This is a genomic window from Rosettibacter sp. KY25 (assembly GCF_057554405.1).
Genome location: NZ_BAAJAO010000006.1, coordinates 69,910 through 89,767 on the forward strand (window position 1 = coordinate 69,910; position 19,858 = coordinate 89,767).

Sequence of the window (19,858 nt, forward strand, 5' to 3'; positions counted from 1 at the left end):
GTAAATAGAATATTCAAAATCACTATTGAGGAAATTGTTATGAAAATTCATGAATTTCAGGCAAAAGAAACTCTAAAAAAATATAATGTTCCTGTTCAGGATGGAATTGCAATCAAAGATATTTCAGAATTTGATAATGCAATCGCACAGCTTCAGGCAAAAGGAATTAATCAATTTGTAGTAAAAGCACAAATTCATGCCGGTGGAAGAGGCAAAGGAAAAATTTATAATGTAAATAACAGAGATGAACTGATACTTGAAGGCGGAGTAAAATTCACCACATCTATAGAAAAAGCAAAAGAATATGCCTCAAAAATGCTTGGCAATTTGCTTGTAACTCATCAAACAGGTCCTGAAGGAAAAATTGTAAAAACAATTTTTATTACAGAAGGTTTGGATTACAAAAAAGAACTTTATCTTGGAATTTTGCTCGATAGAAGTGTTGCTCGAAATGTTATAATGGCTTCAACTGAAGGTGGAGTTGAGATAGAAAAAGTTGCCGCCGAAACACCAGAAAAAATTTTGAAAGTATGGATTGACCCTGCAGTTGGACTTCAACCCTATCAGGCAAGAGAACTTGCATTTGGTCTTGGATTGAATGGAACAGCATACAAAAATTTCATTCCATTTGTGATGAAACTATATAATGCTTACGAAGATACAGATGCCTCACTGCTTGAAATAAATCCTTTGATTATCACAAACGACGATAGAATTGTTGCACTTGATGCAAAAATGAATTTTGATGATAACGCACTTTATCGTCACCCTGAAATTGCAGCATATCGAGATTTAGATGAAGAAGAACCTCTCGAAATTGAAGCATCAAAATACAATCTTAATTACATAAAACTTGATGGAAATGTTGGATGCATGGTTAATGGTGCTGGACTTGCAATGGCTACAATGGATATTATAAAATTAGCAGGAGGAGAACCTGCAAACTTCTTAGATGTTGGTGGAACTGCAAATAAAGAAACTGTTGCTAATGGATTTAAAATTATTCTTGCCGACCCAAATGTTAAAGCAATTTTAATTAACATATTTGGTGGAATTGTTCGGTGCGACAGAGTTGCTCAGGGTGTAATCGATGCTGTTAAAGAAGTTAATGTAACTGTTCCTGTTGTAATTCGTCTTGAAGGTACAAATGCAGAACTTGCAAAAGAAATGCTTGAAAATTCAGGATTGAACTTTGAAGTTGCATCTTCACTGAAAGAAGCTGCATATAAAGTAACTTCTGTTCTGTCACAAAAAAATTAATAAATATGCTGCTTGAACTATTAATAAAAACTTCTGGTTACTATTAGCAAAGAAAAAATTTAACAGCTGGAATTAATTATGATTGAAATTAGAATTACAATCGAAGCCATAATTTCCATTTTGATAGAAAAAATGAAAATTGAATTAAGGCAAAGACAAAGATGTGGATTAATTCCAGTTGGATTACGCCTTGAAGATCTTAGTTATAGTCAATTAATAAAAATTGTTGAGGCTTCTATATTCGATACTCTCTTTATGCTGCCTATCGATTTAGTCCTGATGGATTCAAATATTTCACAATTAATTACAGAGGCTGTCAAAGCATTGTCAAGAATTTTTAAGAAAGAAGAATTTGCAATGTTTAATAGAAGACAAGCACAAAAAATTATTAATCGAGTAAAGAAATTTTTATCTGAATCTATAAAAACAGATGATTTTAAAAACAATTGATTTCCGTGAAATTCAATAACAAAAAAATTCTGACATAAACAAAATTGGGGTTAAATATGGATGCACTATTATTAGCCCGCTTACAATTTGCATTCACAGTTGGATTCCACTTTATATTTCCTCCTTTAAGTATTGGACTTGCATGGCTTCTTGTTATACTTGAAGCAATTGGTTGGAAAAGAAATGATGAATCATTCATTATGCTTGGAAATTTTTTTGGAAAAATCCTTGGATTGATTTTCGCAATGGGTGTGGCAACAGGAGTTGTAATGGAATTCCAATTTGGCACAAACTGGGCAGAGTATTCAAAATTTGTTGGTGATATTTTCGGCGCACCGCTGGCAGCAGAAGGCATTTTTGCATTCTTTCTTGAATCAACCTTTCTAGGCCTATATATTTTTGGAAGGAACAAAGTTTCAAAGGGTGTTCACTGGTTTTCTATTCTAATGGTTGCTGTTGGCGCAACAATTTCTGCTTTCTGGATTCTTGTTGCTAACTCTTGGCAGCAAACTCCTGCGGGTTATGTCATCAGAAATGGAAGAGCAGAACTTGTTGACTTCTGGGCAGCTGTTTTTAATCCCTCAACACTTCCAAGATTTTTTCACACTTTTACAGCATCATTAATTTCTGGTGCTTTTCTAATGATGGGAATTTCTGCTTACTTAATTATTAAAAACAAAGAACTCGAAGCTGCAAAAAAATCATTTCGTTTAGCTCTAATTTTTGGATTAATTGTTTCTGTTCTTGAAGTTTTTCCATTTGGACATGAACATGGAAGACAAGTAGCAAGAACTCAACCAGAAAAGTTTGCTGCAATTCAGGGTTTATACACCACTCAAAGTGGAGCACCAATTGCTTTATTTGCAATTCCATTTGACCATCCCCCAGAATTAAAAGCACCAATTGAGATTCCAGGATTGTTAAGCTGGTTAGCATTTGGAGATATCAATGCAAAAGTAAAAGGCATAAATGAATTTCCACGCGAAGAAATTCCTCCATTGTTCCTGACATTTGTATCTTATCATAACATGGTTCTGCTTGGAATGTATTTCATTTTTATAACAGCATTGGGAACATACTTCCTCTGGAAGAAAAAAATCTGGGACAAAAAGAAACTATTGAAAATTTACATTTGGTCAATCCCGCTTCCTGTAATTGCCTGCCAGCTTGGATGGATTGCTGCAGAAGTTGGAAGACAGCCATGGATTGTTTATAAATTATTAAAAACAAGCGAAGCTGCCTCGATAACCGTAAGCGCAGGTGAAATTCTATTCTCAATTATTCTTTTTGGAATAATTTATTTACTTCTCTTTGCACTTTTCTTATATGTTCTTATTAATAAAATTAAACATGGACCAGAACCAATTAATCCAAAGGAGGCAACATTATGATAGACCTCAATACAATCTGGTTTATTTTAATTGCTGTATTAATTATTGGTTATTCCATACTTGACGGATTTGACTTAGGTGTTGGAATAATTCATTTATTTACAAAAGATGAAAATGAAAAAAGAATTAACATAAATGCTATTGGACCAGTTTGGGATGGAAATGAAGTTTGGCTTTTAACTGCAGGTGGAGCTTTGTTTGCTGCATTCCCCGTCGTTTATGCAACAGTATTCAGTGCATTTTATCTTGCATTAATGATATTACTCACAGCCCTGATACTTCGTGCTGTTTCATTTGAATTCAGAGGTAAAATTGTTTCCGATATTTATAAAAAAATTTGGGATAACGCTTTTGGAATTGGAAGTTTATTGATTGCACTTTTATTAAGTGTTGCTTATGGAAATATTCTTAGAGGAATCCCTATTAACGAATCAAGAATTTATTCCGGTTCATTTTTCAGTTTGCTCAATCCTTATGCCTTGATAATTGGATTAACTGGAGTTTCCTTGTTTATAATGCATGGTGCAATTTATATGACAATGAAAACAGAAGGCGCACAACTTCAGAGAATGATTAAATGGGCAACCGGCAGCTGGATGACGTTTATTGTTCTTTATATCATTGCAACATTTTTTACATTCTTTTATTCGGGCTATTTATTTGAAGGCATGACAAAAAATTATTTGTTCTGGATTTTGTTTATCCTTCTTTTACTATCATTATTTTATATACCAATTGGATTAAAAAGTCAAAAATATTTTCTTTCATTTTTATCATCTTCAATTACAATTGCTGCGGCATTTGGAATAAGTGCTGTAAGTTTGTATCCTCGTCTTGTGCCCTCAAGCATCGATTTAAATTTCAGTTTAACAACTTATAATGCTTCTTCATCCCAATATACATTGAACACAATGTTAATTATTGCATTAATTGGAATGCCGATAGTTATTGCATACACAATATTTGTTTACAGAGTTTTCAAAGGTAAAGTTATTATATCAAAAGATAGTTATTAAATTCAGGTGCCCGGCATTAATAAAAATGTACGGGCACAAATTTCTTAAAATTATTTTCTTGAAATCATAACATAAACAGATGAGGGTAAAATTATTTTATTTACATGCATTGCTTTTCCTTCTTTTCTTATCAGAAATATTTTCACAGGAAATAATCTTTTGTAAAGCAGTAAATGAAAATGGAGACCCAATTGGAATTATAGCAAACAGAAAAGTTGAAACAAATAATAAAATTTTTATCTTGATAAAAAATAATAATAAATCAGAACAGCAAGGAATGAATCTTTTAATCGAAAAAATTAACAACAATATAAAACAAAGCATTTTTTCTTCAACAATTAAATTTAGCAATCTAAAAAACTGGGCAGCTTATGATTACAGTTTTAATCAGGAAGGGACATATTCTGTAAGTCTTATTAATGATAAACAAGAAATTATTTCAAAAGCATTTCTTCTGGTTGAAAATTCTAAAAATAGTTTTATAGGCATTAATGATTATGAAGTGTTTCCAAACTCAAGAATAATATTTTGTGAGAAAGTTATTGGCAACAAACCAATTAACATTATAGATAAAATTTCACTTCGATTTAAAAGCGGCGAAGTGTTTATTTATTTTATTAATAATCGTCCGCTTAATACAAATATAATTCAAGTAAGAATATGGAAAAAGAAAAATATAAATGCACCATACGAAGATTTTGTTGATTTCAAAAAATTCAAAATCGAACCTGATTGGTACGATACTTATTTCAAGTATCAATTCCAGTCTGATGGTTATTACAGAGTTGACATATTTAATGATAAAGATTTATTATTAAAAAGAGCTTATATTATTGTTGAATAAATAAACATCTGAGGTATAAATGAAAGGAATTGTACTTGCAGGAGGTTCTGGTACCAGAATGTACCCAATCTCAAAAGTCTACAGCAAACAATTGACTTTAATTTACGACAAACCTTTAATTTATTATCCAATGTCTGTGTTGATGCTTGGGGGAATTAGAGAAATATTAATTATATCAAATGCTGAGACAATACCACTATACCAAAAATTATTTGAGGATGGTTCACATCTTGGATTAAAAATAGATTATGAAATTCAGGCAGCTCCAAATGGAATTGCAGAATCATTCATCATTGGAGAAAAATTTATTGGGCAGGATTCTGTTACATTAATTTTAGGCGATAACATTTTTTACGGCAAACTCGATTTCTTTTACAAAGCATTAAGAAATAATAAAAATGGAGCAACAATATTTGCATATCAAGTTAACGACCCACAGCGTTATGGCATAGTTGAATTTGATTCAACAGGTAAAGCAATAAGTATTGAAGAAAAACCCAAACAACCCAAATCTAATTTTGCAGTCCCTGGTCTTTATGTTTATGATAACAAAGTTGTAAACATAGCTAAAAATTTAAAACCTTCTGCAAGAGGAGAACTTGAAATTACAGATGTTAATAAAACTTATCTCGAATTAGGAGAACTTCATGTTGAAAAAATTGGAAGAGGAGTTGCCTGGCTTGATACAGGAACTCCTGAATCTTTATTAAAAGCATCTCAATTCTTTGGTGTTATTGAAGATCGACAAGGTTTGAAAGTTGCTTGTCTTGAAGAAATAGCATATCAAAAAGGATTTATCACAAAAGCACAGCTTGAAAATGTAATTGCAAATATTCCTAAATCTCTATATAGAGATTACCTTGAAAAAATTTTGGATGAATAATCTTTCAATTAAATCATCTTCTTCTTTGATATTTGCCAACAAGCTGGGCTTCTGCTAAAATGTGTCCTTTCATTGCATCGAGCAGTTGCCTTTTTGTTGCGCCTTCTTTTAACGACAAAACAACATCAAGTGCGTAGAGTTTGAAAAAATATCTGTGCACACCCGAAGGCGGACAGGGACCACCATAACCCTTTCTATTCCAATCATTCAATCCTTCGAGTGTTCCTTTCGGCAATAATTTTTTATTTGATGCTGCTTCCTTTAATTCTTTTGTTTCTGGAGGAATATTGTACACAATCCAATGAACCCAATCTCCAACAGGTGCGTCTGGATCATCATTTATTAATGCAAGTGATTTTGTTCCTTCTGGAATTTCACTCCAGTTCAATGGAGGAGAAATATTTTCTCCATCGCATGTATATTTTGATGGAATCATCTCTCCATCTTTAAATGCAGATGAAGTAATTTGAAATTTCATTTTGTTCTCCTTGCTTATACAAAGTATTAAAACAAAGAATAATATTAGTTTTGTTTTCATACTTCTTTACTCATTCATTTACAACTGTCATTTGACTTTTGATAAAAAATTTAGGGAACTTACGAATTACACAATGACCAATCATTTCGGCTACTTCTTCTGTCTTAAGATAATTTGTATTAATAACTACATGATATAAAAGCGGGTCTTCAATATCTTTATGAAAATATTTCCAGATATAATTTTTACGCGCCTCATCTTCTCCCTTAATAAAATCTGCTGCAGTTTTATAATCAATGTTATAAAGTCTGCATGCATTTTCAATTCGATAATTTAATGGTGCAACCAAACGAATATGAAATGTATTTGGTCTTTTTGCTGTAATAATATTTGCACCTCGCCCGACAATTATTACATTACCATAATCAGCAAGTTTTAAAATTGTTTGAGATATTTTATGAAGCAGCAAAAGTTTGTTTGGATTAATGCCAAGAATTTCTCCGAACCATGTTTCAATCTTCGGGGGCTTTTCTTCATCAAGATATTTTCTAAAGTGATCTGGCAGGTTATGGTCTGACATAATTTTTTCAATTAATTCCCTGTCGAAATATGTCCAATCATCATAACCTTCAACAGCTCTGCTGTTCAAATACTCAGTCAACTTTTCACATATTGCAGCTGCTCCAATTCCAGTTTGTCGCGATAATGTTATTGTTGGTCCGGGATTTAATTTTCTCTTCTGTGCTTTAGCTTCTTCAGATGCTTCATAATGTTTCTCAATGTAAATGCGGGCTTTTTCATATGCACTCAAGACTTTCATAATCACCTCCATAAAATTTGAGTAATGGAGGAAAGGAATTTTCAAATCTGCATTATGCAGTCATTCTAAATGTAATAAAAAGAAGTTTTAATGTGAATGAAAAACTTCCCCCCTCTCAAAAAATTTTTTGTTGAAATAAGAGAGGGGGTCTTATAAATTATTTAAATGCTGGTGGGTGTTGTTTGTGAAAATCAGTTGCAGCCTGAAATGCATTAGCAAGTGAAATTAATTTTGCTTCTTCAAATAAATTTCCTATGAATGTAAAACTTGTTGGGGTTCCATTTTTCGAAAAACCATTCGGTACAACAACACAAGGATGACCAGTTAAATTTGTAGTCAATAAATTATTTCCTTTCCATGAAGGTGAAATATAAACATCAACTTTATCGAAAATTTTTTTCATTTCTTGAATCAACATATAACGAATTCGATTTGCATTAATATATTCTACTGCAGGAATAAACCTTGCAGCACGAAATACATTAGGCCAGGCATTTTTAATTTGTCTTTTTAATAAATCATCTTGATTAGAACGAGTAAGTTCATCAAATGCTGCAGCGGCTTCGGCTGAAAGTATGAATGCTAAATCTTCTGTTGAAATATATGGCAGTTCAATTGGAATTAATTCTGCACCAAGTTCTTTCAACTTTTCCAATGCAAGAGAATCATTTTTATGAAATGGATAATTACTGTCAAAATCATTTTTCAAATATCCTATTTTTAATTTCTTCAAATTTATTTCTGGTTTATAATTGAATGATGCATCATAAAGAGTTTGGTCGATTCCATCTGTTCCTCTTATTGCATCAAACACAATTGCGAGGTCTTCTGCATTTCTGCATATAACTCCAATTTTATCCATAGACCAGCTTAAAGCCATCGCACCTGTTCGACTGACCCTTCCATAAGTTGGACGCAAACCAGTTACGCCGCAGACAGTTGAAGGTGAAACAATCGAACCCCATGTTTCTGTGCCGACTGCAAAAGGAATCAGTCCAGCAGAAACAGAGGCAGCCGAACCAGCCGATGAACCACTTGAACCTTTAGTTGTATCCCATGGATTGCGAGTTGTGCCACCAAACCAAACATCTCCCCAAGCTAAAGCACCCATCGAAAGTTTTGCTACAAGAACTGCACCTGCATCATGCAATTTTTTTATTACTGTAGCATCTTCATCAATAATTTGATTTTGATAAGGTTCTGCGCCCCAGGTTGTAGGATAATTTTTTGTTGCAAGCAAATCTTTTACACCGTATGGAATACCATGCAGCATTCCTCTGTATTTTCCTTTCGAAATTTCCTCATCAGCTTTTCTGGCTTCTTCAAGTGCCCTTTCTTCTGTAAGTGTAACAACACTGTAAAGTTTTGGACCATATTTTTTTAATCTTTCAAGAATAAATTTTGTAAGCTGTGTAGAAGTAATTTTTCTGGTTTTTATTAAATAAGCAAGTTCTCCGATTGAATAATATGCAAGGTCATTAAAATTTTCTGGAAGTTTTGCATAACTGTAATCACTATAACGAATAGGTTTTTGTTTATTGTCAATTTTGAACCCAACGGGAATTGGATTAAAAAGGATTGCTGGTGGAATGCTGTTGTCAATCTTGATTTTTCGAATATTCAAATAATTGTCTAACTGTTCATCTAATGCATCAAGCATTGAGTCCCTTTCTGCTTCTGTAAATTCGAGACCAATTATTTTTTCAGCATTTTCAACATTTTCTCTTGTGATTTTTTCTTGAGCTTTAATATTAGTCTCAAGTAATGAGATAAGAAATAAAGCTATGAAAATTTTTTTCATGTTATACTCCGATATAAAAGTTATTAAAAAATCACTTTTAAAATTTTTACTGAATTTTTATTCAACTGAAATTTTACTGTTTCCTTGTCAAATAAAATTTCTCTTATATTCTCTTCAAGAAAATTTGATTCATAAATTTTTTTAGGAATGAAAGGCAGTATTAATTTGCATTCAGAATCTTTTCCTGATGATTCATAAATTGTTAAAATTAATTCTTGTGAATTTTCTTCAGATAGTTTAACAGATGTAAGAATTGCATTTCCCGGTAAAATTTGAATAAAAGAATACTCATTTGGTAAACTGCCTTCATGAATATCTTCTACAACATAAAGAAGCGGGTAATTAAATTCATAACCTTTATAAACAGTTTCACTTTCTTCAACTCTTTTTTGATGAGGATAAAGTGAATATTCAAAAGAATGATTTCCTCTATCGGCAGTTGGGTCGGGCCACTTTGGAGAACGAAGCAACGATAATCTCATAACATTTCCCTTAGTATCATAACCATATTTAGATTTGTTTAATAATGCAATTCCAAAATTATCATCAGATAAATCTGCCCACTTCTGAGCATTTACTTCCCACTTGCCTTTATCGAGCTGCGCTTTCAAAGTTGTTGAACGTTTTATCATTCCAAATGGAATTTCATAAGTTGCTAAAGTATCCTGAACATTCAATGGAAAAGAAACCTTGAGCATTGTTTTATCTTCCCACCATTCAACATCTGTTTTAAAATCAATTCTATCAATTCCATTATATAAAATTATATCTTGCTCAAAGAATGAATTTGGAAAATCTTCTGTTGGAAATTCTTTTACTACTCCAGGTTTTAAATAATCATGATAACATCTTAAAATTTTTCTAACAGGACCATCTTCAATTAATTCAGCTTTTCGGAATTTTGACGGATATTCAATTCCTGTTAAACCAATATTCCATGCATCCCATGCTGAAGGCTTATCTTCTAACAATTGAAGTTTATTTGCCTCCCCTGCAATTAATTCTTTGTTGTATCTTTTATCAAAAATACTGCTAACCCACCCTGTATTCGGATTGACATTAACTTTGAAGAAATCATTTTCGATTTCAAAAATATTTTTTAATTCTTTGTTCGTTCTGATTGTGTTTTCATTTTTCTCTTCTCTAATTATGTATGTTTTATATCCGAGTGCAGGAATATCACTTGCAATAAAAATTATTTCTCTTCTCAGTTTGTCCTTCTGAATAATTTGTGATGATATTTCATTCCCTTCGATATCATAAATTTTATAATTGTTTTTATCACCTAATTCAAGTTCAATTTTAACAACATCATTTCGTTTCCAAGATAACGAATTAAATACAATTAATGCTTTGCCATCTTTAATCGAAGAAGTGTTGATATTTTTTGAAATATTTTTTAATGAATTATTAAGAGCAAAATTTCCAAGCTCAAATGATTTTTTATAATCTTGTTCTGCATCAATATAAATTTCCCGAATTCCAGAGCCGGGAAGTATATCATGAAATTGATTAAACAGAACATTTTTCCATGCATCATTAATTAAATCATGATAATCATTTTCCCCAATTATTTTTGAGATTGCAGAAAATTTTTCTGCATTTGTTAAAAGCACTTCACTTTTACGATTCCACTTTTTAATATTTGATTGAGTAGTTGCTGTTCCTCTGTGATATTCGAGATAAAGTTCATTATTCCAAACTGGGAGTTTTGTTAAATCCTGTTTACGAATCCAATCAATATAATTTTGTGCTGTGTTAAATTCTATTTGAGGATAGATAAATAAATTTTTTAGTTGGTCAATTCTTGCCATCATTTCAAGAGAAGGACCGCCGCCGTGGTCTCCCACTCCAAAAAGAACCAGAAGTTTTGTCAATCCTGTGTTTGCTTCATATTGTCTCAACCAATCAACAAGCTGAAATGGATTATCAATTGTATTGACATAATTGAACGGAAAATAAGTTAAAATTTTAGAACCATCAGGTGATTGCCACCAGAATAATCGATAAGGAAAAACATTTGTATCGTTCCAGCCAAGTTTTTGTGTAATAAAAGCATCAAGACCACCAAGCAGCATAAATTGTGGAAGATTCCAATTGTAGCCAAATGAATCTGGATTCCATCCGATTCGAGCAGCAATTCCAAAATTATCTTTAAAGAATTTTTGTCCAAACAATAGTTGCCGAGCCCACGAATCACCACTTGGCAGATTGCAATCAGGTTCAACCCACATGCCTCCAGAAATTTCCCATCTTTTAGATTTAACATAATTTTTAATTTGATTAAATAAATCTGGATAATCTCTCTTCATCCAATCATATAATGCTGCTTGACTTTGAGTGTAAGTAAAATCAGGACGTGCATTAAACATATTCATCACAGCAGAAAATGTTCTTTTTGCTACTTCTTCGGTTTCTTTTTTTCTCCATAACCATGCAGCATCAATGTGAGCATTTGAAGTGAATTGAATTGTATATCTTTTAACATATTCTTGAATTGGTTTTAATTTTTTTAATACCTGATTTACTGATGAAACAAATTTTGTTGTGTCACCATGTTCTAATTCATCTGCTTTGATTTCTTGTGCAAGCTGCTGAAGAAGACTATTTAATTTTTGTTTTTCTTTTTTATCGGCTTTCGATAAATCAATCTTTGGATCAACTTTTACTCTTTCATTAGTTTGATAAGTATCAAAACTTAAAAGCTTTTGTGCAACTTTAAAACTGAGAGAAAGATTTTGAATTAATTTTTGTAGAGATGTTTGATTCTCAAAACTCAGCTTTGCATTGATTAATCTTAGCGGTCCGCCTGTATTTATTGCTTTAACAAGAACAATTATTTTTTCTTTGGGGATTTTATTTGTTAAGATGAATTCGGCATCCCACATAAATTTTCCTTGATATTCACCATTAACCCAGATGTAGCTGTAATCATCAACCGTTGCAAAAAATTTTAGTTTATCTTTAACAGGAATTCCTGCAATGTAAGAAGGGATTTCGATAACTTTTCTGAACCAGCATGAATCAAGTTGAAGGCGTTCGTTTAGTTTTGCTGTCTTCCAATTTGAATCATTAAAATCACTTCTTGTAATTTCTTGAGGTGAAAGAGAAAAATCTGTTGAGTATTTCCAATTATTGAATGATGTTTCGCTGAGAGAATCTAATTGCTCTACAAGTTTGTCAACATTACTTTGAGCAAAGATTGAAAATGAAAAAAAGAAAAGAAGTAATAATTTTTTCATTGTAGTCACCTTTATAAAATTTGTAATAATAATTTTTTGCCATTGGACTTTAGAGATTGTCATTTTGAAAAAACAAATTAATCATTCAATTTCTTTAATAAACTTATACTTCCTCCACTCTTTATGAACTTTGAAGTTTCATTATTTTATAGCACGCAGATGAACACAGATTTACGCTGTTTTGTTTTAGATTTTTCAGTAATCAGTCCATAGCTTATACCTTCTGAATACATATACTTTGGCGTCATTCTGAATCCGCTAAAGGCAGATGAAGAATCTCTTTAAAAAAATGTTTTAGATACTTATTCATTCCAATTAATCGAGACTCCTCAGAAAGACATGTAAATTATTAAGTCATTTTGAACTATGTGAAAATTCTCAAAAAAATCTTTGCGAACTTAGCGGTTTAATAATTTTAACCGAAGAGAATGTGCAAAGATTTATGAGAAATTATAGTAAGTGAATAATTTATCATTTTTAATTTCTCGCTAAGTCGCAAAGACGAAATTTTTTGCGTTTTATTTTTTTGGCTTATTATGTTAAATCACATTTATAATTTTTCTAATCAAGATGTCAAACTTTTTTCTTCGGTTCTTAATAAAAAATTTACTTACATTCATTTAGAAAATTTTTTATAAAGCAGCCATGTTAAAAAAATAGATAGACCAAGAATCAAAGCCGGGAAGATTACTCCCAAAATCGGGCTGCCAATTCTCTGAAATTGTTCTACTAACAAAATCATTTTTCACCTTTTTTTGAATGTTTGTTATGAGAATACCAAGCTAAAATTAAACCGAGAAAAGAAGCCACATAGGCAATAGACATTCCGATTACCATTGCTAATCCTTTATCCATTTAGTTCCTCCCAGCGTGCTTGACGCTCTAATTGTTCAAGATATTCATGTTGTTTCTTCTCATATTCACTTGAAATCACTTTAAGTTTTGGGTCGATTATCCAGTGCATTAGCCATACTAAAAAGATTCCAGCTGCAAGAGTGATAAATCCCCACAAGTTCAATAAAAAACTTCCTACAGTTCCAATCATTAAAAGTATGTAACAGATTGGAGACAAAATTACAGCAAACCAATCTTCTTTACGCCATTCATCTGCTTCCCATGGCGTCCAGGTTCTTCTAATAAAACTCATTTATTACCTCCATTATTATTTACAACATGAGTTAATAAGCCAAGTTTTTGTGCTTCTCTTTTAACTGGTCCCCACCATCCTATTGGTCTTGCCTGAACATAATATTTTACAAGATGTTCCATTGGTTCTGGTTTGGTTAAAAGAGTAACTGGAATGAAAATAACAGCACCAAGCAGCATTAAAAGCCAGAATTGTTGATAATCTGCCAATTGAGGAATTACACCCCAATGAGGCAAAATCCATACTACAAGCCAGCTTAGACCAAGGTTAGCAATCCATGCAGATAAATATCCCCAAGCATTAAATCGCCACCATACAACCTGCAAGATATTAGGCAGCCAGATTCCTGCAGCCATCAGCCACAAAGCAAAAATTAACCATGAAGTTATATCTTCCATCATTAATCCATAGAAAAATGAACCAAGCAATAAAATTAATGTTGCTATTCTGCCAACCCAAACAAGTTCTTTTTCAGATGCAGTTGGCTTGAAGTAATGCAAGTAAAGGTCACGTGTAAAATACATTGCACCAAGATTTAAATGAGATGCAATAGTAGAAACATGAATTGCAATTAAAGCTGCAAAGAAAAATCCAATTAATCCTGTTGGAAGAAATTCGAATCCAAGTCTAAGCCAGCCCAGTTCGTATTCAGATTGATTAGAGATATTTGGGAACATTACAAAAAAAGCTAAAATTGCAGCTGCCCAGATTGCATTTCGTGTTAACACAAGAGCAGTTCCCCACCAGATACTATAACTTGCATCTCTGACAGATTTTGCACTTTGAATTCTTTGAGCTTCAACATACCAATCAATACTTGTTCCCATTCCAAATCCGCCAAGAATTGCAATAACCATCATAGTTAAAAACCAGGCAACTGGAAAATCACCTTCGAACCAGCCTGTAAATGCAAATGGATTTAACCGCCAAGATTGACCCATTGCAATTAATTTGTTCTGAATTTCAAATGGACCACCTGCAGCAATAATTCCCCAGATTGATACAAGCAATATCATTAAAAAAGCAATTATACCTTGTTGAAAATCTGCCATTATAACTCCCCAATAACCAGCAGCAAGAACATAAATTGCACACAAAGAAGAAAACAGAACAAGGCCAATCCATAAGTCCCAACCAAATAAATAGTTACAAACTTTTCCCATAGCTATTCCAACCCAGCCAAGAATGAACATATTCATAAAAACCTGCCAGCCTGAAATCCAGCCTCTTAAAAGTTCGGCTCCAAGTCCATGAAATCTAATTGTGTTCCATTCAGCTTGAGTGTAAGCAAGAGAACGTCTGAATATTCTTGTTGATACAAAAGCACTTATAGCACACCATGCTGAAAAGAAAGTATACCAGAGTCCTGCGATACCATACTTATAAATCACACCTGTAACCCAGATAGGTGTATCAGTTGCTGTGTGAGTAGCATAAACAGATGAAGCTGGCAGCCACCAGGGCAAACCTCTTCCAGCAAGAAAAAAATCAGCTTCTGAACGCTTACCAAGTCGATAAAATGCAACACCAAGACTAACTGTAACAATTAAAAATGCTACCACCCAGAACCAATCAAGGAATTGAAAAGTTACCATATGAACTCCCGATAAGTTGATAAATATTTTATGATGATATGAAATTATGGAGAGCAAGTTTTGAAATCAATAAAAAAATTAAAAAGCAATAAGAATTTATTTACCTTTCTGTAATGTGAAATAAATTGATGTGCCTTCATTAAGTTTGCTTTCAATCCAGAGTTTCCCGCCATTACGTTCAATATGTTCTTTGCAAAGAATCAAACCCAAACCTGTGCCCTTTTCACCTGCTGTTCCTATCTTGGTAAACTTTGAATCTATTGTGAAAATTTTTTCAATTTCTTCTTCACTTATTCCAATACCTTTGTCTTTAATGCAAACTTTTACTTTATCTTCATCTTCTTTTGCAGAGATTATTATATCATTTTTGGGATGTGAAAATTTAATTGCATTCGAAATTAAATTTAATAAAACAGAATCTACAGAAGTTTTATCGGCATATACATTAATTTCTTTTTCTGCATCAATAATAATCTTAATTTCTTTTTTCCGTGCATTTGATTCAAGTATTGAAGAAACACCTCTGATGTTTTCATACAAATTAAAATTCTCGAGTTTATATTCCATTCTGTTGGTTTGAATTCTTGACCACTCCAATAAATTTTCAATCAAATTATATAACTTTATTGAAGAGTTCTTTATTTGAATTAACATGTCATCTAATTCATCTGATGATAATTCATTTCTGTTGCTGTACAAAAATTCTGCAATTGAGGAAATTGAATGGACTGGATTTCTTAAATCGTGAGATATGATTGAAAAGAATTTGTCTTTTGTCTTATTTGCTTTTTCGAGTTCTTCAGCATACCTCTTCAAATCATCCGTTCTTTGTTTTACCATTTCTTCCAATTTCTTAGTTAATTTTTCCTGTTTATCTACACGCCACTTAACATATAAAAATATTAACGATAAAAGTAAAATTGGCGATAAAATCTTAAAAGTCATTGTTTGATAAATATATGGAGGAATTACAATTTTTACTGATGCTTCCTGATTATTCCATTCATAATTATAATTGGAAACTTTTACTCTAAATTTATATTCACCAGGTTCTAAATTGTAATAATAAACTATTCTTCTGTTTCTTACTTCATGCCATTCTTTTTCGTATCCCTCAAGAATATATTTCACCTTTAATTTGAAAGGTTGAATGTAAGAAGCAACAATGTAATCAAACCTGAGTATGTTTGTTCCTGCTGGAGCTTTAATTTCAGAGGATAATTTCACAGGTTCAAAATTGCATAAGACTCTGGAAACATAAACAGGCGGAAAGTAATTACTCGCTTTTATTTTTTGTGGATGAACAAATGAAATTCCATCAATTGTTGCAAACCAGAATTTTCCCTTAGCATCTTTTAAGACTGTTCCCTGAAAACCACCATTGCATTCAGAATTTTTCAATCCTTCAGCTTCATTAAAAAGTTCTGTGTTAACTTCAGTAATTTTTCCTGAAATAAATTTTTCAAGTTCATATTTGGATACTCTAAATATTCCATTATTAAAACCGCACCAGAAATTTCCATTTTCATCTTCAAGGATTGTTTGAACTTCGTTTGTTGGCAAACCATCTTTTTTAGTAATCTTAGAAAATTTATTTCCATCAAAAATCAATATTCCGCTTCCGCTTGCCGTAAGCCAGAGAATTCCTCTTGAATCAAGATGAATAAAATAAATTATATTGCTTGGCAGTCCATTTTCTTCATTAAAATATTGAAAAGTTTTTCCATCAAATATTACCAAACCTTGTCCGATTGTTCCTAAAAATAAATTTCCTTTCTTATCTTCTGTAATAAATCTTATTCTTAATTTTGAAGATTTTTCATCGTTGCTTAAACTGATTAGTTTGCCAGATTTTAATTGATAAAATCCTCCGCTGCCGCATCCAATTAAAAGTCTGTTTTTTGAATCAACAAACAATGCTGTAACTGAAAAATTACAACTTCTGATTTTTGTAAGATTTCCATTCTTGAATAAATACAAGCCTGCTCTTGTGCCAATCCAGATTGAATCGTTTTGCGCTGCAATTGTTTGAATATTTGAATTATCTTCTTTTCTTAAAAAATAATTTTTTACTTCATTTCCTTTGATTAAAGATAAATAATTATTGCTTGATGCAACCCAAATTCCATCTTTATTTTGGGTAACTGCTCTGATAAATTTTTCTTTTAAACCTTCATCAAGAGAAATGGTTGTAAAATTTCCATCTCGCATTCGGTAAAGTCCATTATTGTAACTTCCAATCCACAAATTATTTTCTCTATCCACAAACAAATCGAGCAGAAAATTTATTTCTAAATTTTTATCAAGTGTATGAAATTCAGTTTTGCCGTTAACAATTCTGCATAAGCCCTTTTGAGTTGCAAGGTATAAATTTCCTTCGTCTTCAATAATATCCATTATTTGATGATTCAAAAGATTTTTCTTAAATGGAAATTGTTCTACTCTATTATTAACAATTAAATCCAAACCCTTATCTGTTCCGACGAATAATTTTTCATCTTTCAAAAAAAGTGAACGAACATAATTGCTTAATAATCCTTTGCTCGTATTAATTACAGAAACTTTATAATTATCTTTTTTTGTGGCATCAATTATTACTACACCAGAATTTGATGTCCCCAGATAAATTTTGCCGGTTTTATCGCCAATAATTTTATAGATTGTTTCGTTGTTCAACAATTTTTCTTTTGTAAACTTTTTTATCTTTCCATTTTCAATAACGTTCAATCCTTCAGAAGTTCCAATCCAAATTTGTCCTTTTTCATCTTCATACAAAGAACGAATAATGTTACTTGTCAATCCATCTTTAATTGTATATAATTTTGATTGTTTTGGAGAATATTTTAACAGTCCATCAAAAGTACCAACCCATAAATTTCCTTCTCCGTCTTCAATTAAAGCTACAACTAAAGATGATTTCATTTCGGGAACTACATCTGGATTGTAAACAGTAAATCTAAAGCCGTCAAATTTTACAAAACCTTCTTCTGTTCCAAACCAAATAAATCCATCTTTTGTTTGAATAATGCTGTAGGCTGAATTTTGAGGGAGTCCCTGTTTTGTATTCCAATTATCAAGAACATGCTGCGTTAAATACTTATTGGGATTTAATGCCCCTCCGTAAAATATTTGCTGCAGAAAGAAGAAGATTAAAAAACTACATTGTATTAAAAATTTCAAAGTAATTTGCCCTAATTTTTTTAAAGCAATATAATCCACACTTATTATCGATTAAAAAATAATAAAGTTTATATCCCATGAAAATTTTTTTAAGTAATTTTTGCAAAAATTTTTTGGAGAGCTTATGAAAATTAATCAATATAATCACATAATCTGGGATTGGAATGGCACAATTTTTAATGATGTTGAACTTGGAGTTGAAATTATTAATAAGATTTTATCCGAAAGAGGATTGAATGTTTTAACTGTTGACCGATACAAAGAAATTTTCACAATACCCGTTAAAAATTACTATGAAAAACTTGGCTTCGATTTTTCTAAAGAATCTTTTGAAGTAATTGGTAAATTATGGATTGATGAATATGAAAAAAGAAAATATGAATGCTCTCTTTATGACGGCATAATTGAAGTTCTTGAAAAAATAAAGGAATTGGGAATAGAACAATCAATTCTTTCTGCTTATTCTCAGCATACTCTTGAAGAGATGGCAAATTATTTTAATCTAAGAAAATATTTTAAATACATTGTTGGACTGGATAATATATATGCTGCAGGCAAATTACATCTCGGTATTGAGTTAATGAAAAAACTTGGCAATGGGAAAGAGGAAACTTTATTAATTGGAGATACATTGCACGATTACGAAGTTGCATCTGAAATTGGAGCCGATTGCATTTTAGTAGCAACTGGTCATCAAAATAAAAATATACTATTAACCAGCGGAACAAAAGTTATTGATAATGTTTTGGAGTTGATGGCTGCAAGCTGAAGGTTAAAGGTTACAGGTTAAATGTTAAGGATGCGGATTGACGGAAAAGATTTTTTAGTGATAATAATTTTTTTAGTGATTCATTTTGAAGATTATTCGATTTTTTTTATTTCAAGTAAACTTAATGGATCAATTCTTTTATTAAACCATTGAACTCCAAGATGAAGATGTGGTCCGGTTGATCGACCTGTTGAACCTGCAAGTCCAATTGCTTCCCCTTTCTTAATTCTTTGTTCATCTTTAACAAAAATTTTGCTTAGATGCAGATAAACACTGCTTAAACCCTGACCATGGTCCAGCAAAACAAAATTTCCATTAAAATAAAAATTTTCTCCTGCTAATCGAACAATTCCATCAGTTATTGCATAAACAGAATCTCCTTCATTTGCTGCGAAGTCAATACCATTGTGTATGTTATGAGGTTTTCCATTTAAAATTCTTTGACTTCCAAATAACCCTGTAATTTTAATACTATCAACTGGATAAACAAAACCTGATGAAAAGAGAGCAGACTTTAGCTTTCCAATTTTTGCTCGTGCTCTCTTAATAATTCTTGTTTCTTTTTTAATTCTTGATAATTCCTTTTTAGGAGGTGTTACATATTTCTTTTGTAATGTTAATCTTTGTTCCCCATATAATCTTTTTTCAATCTTGTATTCATATTTGAGTGTTTTTTTGTTTTTTAATTTTACTTTCAAAATAAATTTCCCTTTTGCATCTCTATCAAAACCAAAAATAAAAATACCGTTTTTATCAATTGCTAATTGTTTATTGTTAAGCCATGCAGCTTTCACATTCTCTCCTTTTCCAATTATTACTCCTCCTGCTTTTGGTTCACCAAAAAATTTTATTTCTTGCGAATAAATTCTTAGTGAAAAAATTAAAAATAAAACTAAAGAAAAATTTCTTAAAGAATTCATTTTTCCCTTCAATATTAATTATGATGCTAATAATGTTATTTTTACAAATGTATAAAAACTTT

At 31.6% G+C, this 19,858-nt stretch carries 15 protein-coding genes; 7 read left to right on the plus strand and 8 right to left on the minus strand.

Annotation, left to right across the window (positions count from 1 at the left end):
- Positions 1-39: 39 nt before the first annotated feature.
- The 6 genes from sucC (at position 40) to rfbA (ending at position 5,844) form a co-directional block, all read left to right on the plus strand.
- A complete protein-coding gene (sucC, locus tag AC27L2_RS05460) occupies positions 40-1,260 on the plus strand; it encodes an ADP-forming succinate--CoA ligase subunit beta (RefSeq protein ID WP_487210688.1) in 1,221 nt (406 codons plus the stop codon).
- 78 nt (positions 1,261-1,338) lie between these two features.
- Positions 1,339-1,710, plus strand: coding sequence for a hypothetical protein (locus AC27L2_RS05465; RefSeq protein ID WP_487210689.1), 372 nt, complete (start codon positions 1,339-1,341; stop codon positions 1,708-1,710).
- A gap of 56 nt (positions 1,711-1,766) precedes the next feature.
- A complete protein-coding gene (locus tag AC27L2_RS05470; RefSeq protein ID WP_487210691.1) occupies positions 1,767-3,101 on the plus strand; it encodes a cytochrome ubiquinol oxidase subunit I in 1,335 nt (444 codons plus the stop codon).
- Positions 3,098-4,117: a cytochrome d ubiquinol oxidase subunit II gene (cydB, locus tag AC27L2_RS05475; protein ID WP_487210692.1), complete on the plus strand. Its 1,020-nt coding sequence runs from the start codon at positions 3,098-3,100 to the stop codon at positions 4,115-4,117. Before AC27L2_RS05470 ends, cydB begins: the two co-directional genes overlap by 4 nt.
- A 79-nt stretch (positions 4,118-4,196) precedes the next feature.
- Entirely contained in the window at positions 4,197-4,961 is a 765-nt protein-coding gene (locus AC27L2_RS05480) for a hypothetical protein (RefSeq protein WP_487210693.1), read from the plus strand.
- 19 nt (positions 4,962-4,980) lie between these two features.
- Positions 4,981-5,844 carry a glucose-1-phosphate thymidylyltransferase RfbA gene (gene rfbA, locus AC27L2_RS05485; protein ID WP_487210694.1) on the plus strand — a complete coding sequence of 288 codons (864 nt, stop codon included), beginning with the start codon at positions 4,981-4,983 and terminating at the stop codon, positions 5,842-5,844.
- 13 nt (positions 5,845-5,857) lie between these two features.
- Here rfbA and AC27L2_RS05490 read toward each other — a convergent pair whose 3' ends face one another.
- The 7 genes from AC27L2_RS05490 to AC27L2_RS05520 all read right to left on the minus strand — a co-directional run bounded on the left by AC27L2_RS05490 (position 5,858) and on the right by AC27L2_RS05520 (position 18,107).
- Positions 5,858-6,322, minus strand: coding sequence for a YbhB/YbcL family Raf kinase inhibitor-like protein (locus tag AC27L2_RS05490; RefSeq protein WP_487210695.1), 465 nt, complete (start codon positions 6,320-6,322; stop codon positions 5,858-5,860).
- A 70-nt stretch (positions 6,323-6,392) separates the two neighbouring features.
- Positions 6,393-7,142 (minus strand): cytidylate kinase-like family protein, encoded by a 750-nt coding sequence (locus AC27L2_RS05495; protein ID WP_487210696.1) that lies wholly within the window; start codon positions 7,140-7,142, stop codon positions 6,393-6,395.
- Between the two features lie 157 nt (positions 7,143-7,299).
- On the minus strand, positions 7,300-8,943 hold the full coding sequence (locus AC27L2_RS05500; protein ID WP_487210697.1) for an amidase: 1,644 nt from the start codon (positions 8,941-8,943) through the stop codon (positions 7,300-7,302).
- A 23-nt stretch (positions 8,944-8,966) separates the two neighbouring features.
- Entirely contained in the window at positions 8,967-12,185 is a 3,219-nt protein-coding gene (locus tag AC27L2_RS05505) for an alpha-mannosidase (protein WP_487210698.1), read from the minus strand.
- 847 nt (positions 12,186-13,032) lie between these two features.
- The gene (locus AC27L2_RS05510; protein WP_487210699.1) at positions 13,033-13,332 is read right to left on the minus strand and encodes a hypothetical protein; all 300 of its coding nucleotides are present in this window, start codon (positions 13,330-13,332) and stop codon (positions 13,033-13,035) included.
- Positions 13,329-14,927: a sodium:solute symporter family protein gene (locus tag AC27L2_RS05515; protein ID WP_487210700.1), complete on the minus strand. Its 1,599-nt coding sequence runs from the start codon at positions 14,925-14,927 to the stop codon at positions 13,329-13,331. The genes AC27L2_RS05510 and AC27L2_RS05515 overlap by 4 nt, the downstream gene beginning before the upstream one ends.
- Positions 14,928-15,023: 96 nt before the next feature.
- A complete protein-coding gene (locus AC27L2_RS05520; RefSeq protein WP_487210701.1) occupies positions 15,024-18,107 on the minus strand; it encodes a ligand-binding sensor domain-containing protein in 3,084 nt (1,027 codons plus the stop codon).
- A 124-nt stretch (positions 18,108-18,231) separates the two neighbouring features.
- Here AC27L2_RS05520 and AC27L2_RS05525 point away from each other — a divergent pair, with 124 nt between their 5' ends.
- Positions 18,232-18,876 (plus strand): HAD family hydrolase, encoded by a 645-nt coding sequence (locus AC27L2_RS05525; RefSeq protein WP_487210702.1) that lies wholly within the window; start codon positions 18,232-18,234, stop codon positions 18,874-18,876.
- Positions 18,877-18,968: 92 nt separating this feature from the next.
- Here the strand turns inward: AC27L2_RS05525 and AC27L2_RS05530 are convergent, their stop codons facing one another.
- A complete protein-coding gene (locus AC27L2_RS05530) occupies positions 18,969-19,796 on the minus strand; it encodes a M23 family metallopeptidase (protein WP_487210703.1) in 828 nt (275 codons plus the stop codon).
- Between the last annotated feature and the right edge of the window lie 62 nt (positions 19,797-19,858).

Excerpts from the sequence above, each read along its gene's own strand:
- sucC (WP_487210688.1), top strand. The coding sequence starts at position 40 with ATGAAAATTCATGAATTTCAGGCAAAAGAAACTCTAAAAAAATATAAT.
- AC27L2_RS05465 (WP_487210689.1), top strand. The coding sequence starts at position 1,339 with ATGATTGAAATTAGAATTACAATCGAAGCCATAATTTCCATTTTGATA.
- AC27L2_RS05470 (WP_487210691.1), top strand. The coding sequence starts at position 1,767 with ATGGATGCACTATTATTAGCCCGCTTACAATTTGCATTCACAGTTGGA.
- cydB (WP_487210692.1), top strand. The coding sequence starts at position 3,098 with ATGATAGACCTCAATACAATCTGGTTTATTTTAATTGCTGTATTAATT.
- AC27L2_RS05480 (WP_487210693.1), top strand. The coding sequence starts at position 4,197 with ATGAGGGTAAAATTATTTTATTTACATGCATTGCTTTTCCTTCTTTTC.
- rfbA (WP_487210694.1), top strand. The coding sequence starts at position 4,981 with ATGAAAGGAATTGTACTTGCAGGAGGTTCTGGTACCAGAATGTACCCA.
- AC27L2_RS05490 (WP_487210695.1), bottom strand. The coding sequence starts at position 6,322 with ATGAAATTTCAAATTACTTCATCTGCATTTAAAGATGGAGAGATGATT.
- AC27L2_RS05495 (WP_487210696.1), bottom strand. The coding sequence starts at position 7,142 with ATGAAAGTCTTGAGTGCATATGAAAAAGCCCGCATTTACATTGAGAAA.
- AC27L2_RS05500 (WP_487210697.1), bottom strand. The coding sequence starts at position 8,943 with ATGAAAAAAATTTTCATAGCTTTATTTCTTATCTCATTACTTGAGACT.
- AC27L2_RS05505 (WP_487210698.1), bottom strand. The coding sequence starts at position 12,185 with ATGAAAAAATTATTACTTCTTTTCTTTTTTTCATTTTCAATCTTTGCT.
- AC27L2_RS05510 (WP_487210699.1), bottom strand. The coding sequence starts at position 13,332 with ATGAGTTTTATTAGAAGAACCTGGACGCCATGGGAAGCAGATGAATGG.
- AC27L2_RS05515 (WP_487210700.1), bottom strand. The coding sequence starts at position 14,927 with ATGGTAACTTTTCAATTCCTTGATTGGTTCTGGGTGGTAGCATTTTTA.
- AC27L2_RS05525 (WP_487210702.1), top strand. The coding sequence starts at position 18,232 with ATGAAAATTAATCAATATAATCACATAATCTGGGATTGGAATGGCACA.
- AC27L2_RS05530 (WP_487210703.1), bottom strand. The coding sequence starts at position 19,796 with ATGAATTCTTTAAGAAATTTTTCTTTAGTTTTATTTTTAATTTTTTCA.